Source organism: Clostridium sp. OF09-36, from assembly GCF_003481985.1.
In the GTDB taxonomy this organism is placed as follows: Bacteria; Bacillota; Clostridia; order Lachnospirales; family Lachnospiraceae; genus Brotaphodocola.
Genome location: NZ_QUMD01000065.1, coordinates 1 through 2,661, shown reverse-complemented (window position 1 = coordinate 2,661; position 2,661 = coordinate 1). Strand labels below are relative to the sequence as shown.

At 46.2% G+C, this 2,661-nt stretch carries 5 protein-coding genes; all 5 read left to right on the top strand.

The window, feature by feature from the left end; all coding sequences use genetic code 11:
* Positions 1-165: 165 nt before the first annotated feature.
* Positions 166-507 (top strand): DeoR family transcriptional regulator, encoded by a 342-nt coding sequence (locus DXA97_RS19540; RefSeq protein ID WP_054328106.1) that lies wholly within the window; start codon positions 166-168, stop codon positions 505-507.
* Positions 500-796: a DUF3847 domain-containing protein gene (locus DXA97_RS19535; protein ID WP_009296086.1), complete on the top strand. Its 297-nt coding sequence runs from the start codon at positions 500-502 to the stop codon at positions 794-796. Before DXA97_RS19540 ends, DXA97_RS19535 begins: the two co-directional genes overlap by 8 nt.
* Before the next feature lie 311 nt (positions 797-1,107).
* Complete coding sequence (locus tag DXA97_RS19530; protein WP_117472730.1) at positions 1,108-1,362, top strand: CPCC family cysteine-rich protein; 255 nt, start codon at positions 1,108-1,110, stop codon at positions 1,360-1,362.
* A 57-nt stretch (positions 1,363-1,419) separates the two neighbouring features.
* A complete protein-coding gene (locus tag DXA97_RS19525; RefSeq protein ID WP_006873177.1) occupies positions 1,420-1,929 on the top strand; it encodes a hypothetical protein in 510 nt (169 codons plus the stop codon).
* Positions 1,930-2,123: 194 nt separating this feature from the next.
* Positions 2,124-2,661: MobQ family relaxase (gene mobQ, locus DXA97_RS19515; protein WP_147355617.1), on the top strand; the 538-nt coding region annotated here is incomplete at its 3' end.

Genomic DNA, 2,661 nt, shown 5'->3' with positions numbered 1-2,661 from the left:
GAGGAAGCATGAGCTTTCCTTTTACCTCAATGACCGGGGGCGTGTCACTTACAACGAATTATGCCGGAAATGCCAGCATGGGTGCAAGCAGAGCTTCCGGGCGGTTGTGATTGACTGCCCCCGTTATTTATCCAAACGATCAAAGAAAAAGGAGGAACACACCGAATGAATTTTGAATTTATGACGATAGACACACCATTGCCGCCCTGTATGCCATTTCCCAGAGCGTTGACAGGATTTCCAGTCAGCAGCACCGCAAAGGTCATGTACTGCCGGATGCTGGACGCTATGCTATCCAAAGAGCAGGAGGACGAGAACGGAATCCTGTTTGTCTGCTTCCCTGTCACAGCCATTGCCGCAGTCCTGTCCCGCAGTCCCATGACGGTCAAGCGTTCTCTGAATGAACTGGAAAACGCCGGACTTATCATGCGGGTGCGTCAGGGCGTGGGAGAACCGAATAGGATTTATGTGCTGATACCGGGAAAGGAGGACGCTGCCCTTGCCTGATACCTCGAAGCTGGAAAAGCTCAACCGGGAGCTGGAGAAAAGCGAAAAGAAACTGCGGAAAGCCATCAATGATGAAAAGGCATTGCAGCACCAGTTAAAGCAGCTTACCCGAAAGGAACGGACGCACCGGCTCTGCACTCGTGGCGGTATGCTGGAAAGTTTTCTGCAAGAGCCGGAACGCCTAACAGATGATGATGTCATGCTGTTGTTGAAACTCATTTTTCACAGGCAGGACACGCAGGAACTATTGAAAAAAATGCTGGAACGGGAGAAGCCGGAAACCCCTTAGTTTACTAAGGGCGCAATTATACACCACCCAGAGGTTGGTGCATTGCGTTCTCCGAAGGCTCCTCGCCGGAGAGCTGTGATTTTCCGCAGTCATGGTCTGCTCCAAATCAAACAGGGGACGCTACACTTCCCCTGCGCTGGCTGCAGCCAGCTACCCTTTTGTGGACTTGCCTGTTGGGGACACCTTGCGGTGCAAGCTGTTCCCAGCCGACAAGTTTCATAAAATATGCTATCTTTTCGATAATCGATGAAGTATAATAAAGTCAGAAATAAATCAGGAATTTGAGGTCAAGGCTTAAACGTGAGGTTTATATGAAAAAATACCAATGTCCTTGCTGCGGATATTTTACCTATAATGTTCCGGCAAATGAAGATTGTGGGTATATTTGCCCCGTTTGTTTTTGGGAGAATGACCCGTTCATTGCTTCTGATAACGAACCAAGCGACTCTAATCATGGAATAACGCTAAAAGAAGCGAAATCCAATTTCTCAAAATTTGGTGCTTGTGAAAAAGAAATGTTATGTTATATCCGACCACCAAGAGATGATGAAAAAGAAATTTCATAGCGACAACTTCCAACTTGTAGAACTGAAAAATTAGAAGTTGTAAAGGAGTGTGATAAAATGGAAACACTTTTTGACCAATACAAAGAACTGAATATAAATGGCTCTTTGATTTGTCTTGAACAAGTTGAAGATATTTATTCTTACTTCTGCTATCCGACCAATGCAAAGGCAATAGGTTTTGAAGGAAGTATTATGTATTGCTTTATTGAGCCGTATGGGGAAATGGTTTTTGCCTGCAATCCTGATACTTGTGCAGATGTTTTTGTTTATCCACTGGCAAGAACCTTTGAGGATTTTATGAGACTTATTCTTGCTTGTGGTTCTACTAATCCTATTGAGCAGATTATTTGGATGGACAAAGACAAATTTGAAAAACACCTCAAAGAGGAAGAAGCAATCCGCACAGAGGAACAGAAAGCGACATTAAGTTATCTTGAAACAGAATTAGAAATTTCCCCTATTGATAACCCTTATGACTATGTAAAAGAACTGCAATCTCGCTTTGACAATAGTGGCATTGAGTATAGTGATGAATACTATGATGTTTTGGGGATTGATAGAAAATAACAACAAATAAATTCCAGTTCGTCAGCTTCACATCGGGTCAACTTGTCCCGAACTTTTACAACTAAATACCCGCCGCCCACACAGCGGCACACCGAGCAGGAAATCTGAAAGAAAGGTTTCCTGCTTTTTTTCTGCCCAAAATGAGGTGGTAAAACGCCACCCCGTCCACCAATTAGCGAAAGGAGGGACACGAAATGCCCTGTCCACACAACGAAATCACGATTGTTCAGCGCAGTCAGCGGCAGTCTGCGGTTGCCGCCGCTGCTTACCAGAGTGGCGAAAAACTGTTCTGTGAATATGACCAGCAAGTGAAGCACTACCCGGAAAAGCGTGGTATCGTCCACAATGAAATCCTGCTCCCACCTAATGCCCCACAGGAATATGCAGACCGCAATACTTTGTGGAACGCCGCCGAAGCGGTGGAAAAACAATGGAACTCCCAGCTTGCAAGGCGGTGGGTGCTTACCATCCCCAGAGAGATACCGCCCGACCAGTATGCTGTCCTTGTCCGGGAGTTTTGCCAGAAGCAGTTTGTTTCCAAAGGCATGATTGCTGACTTTGCCATCCATGACCCCCATCCGCCGGGACACAATCCCCACGCCCATGTCATGCTCACTATGAGGGCAATGGACGAACATGGAAAATGGCTTCCCAAGAGCCGCAAGGTTTATGACCTTGATGAAAGCGGAGAACGGATAAAACTTCCGTCCGGCAGGTGGAAAAGCCACAAGG

Coding starts and splice junctions, on each gene's coding strand:
- DXA97_RS19540 (WP_054328106.1), top strand. CDS start 166: ATGAATTTTGAATTTATGACGATAGACACACCATTGCCGCCCTGTATG.
- DXA97_RS19530 (WP_117472730.1), top strand. CDS start 1,108: ATGAAAAAATACCAATGTCCTTGCTGCGGATATTTTACCTATAATGTT.
- DXA97_RS19525 (WP_006873177.1), top strand. CDS start 1,420: ATGGAAACACTTTTTGACCAATACAAAGAACTGAATATAAATGGCTCT.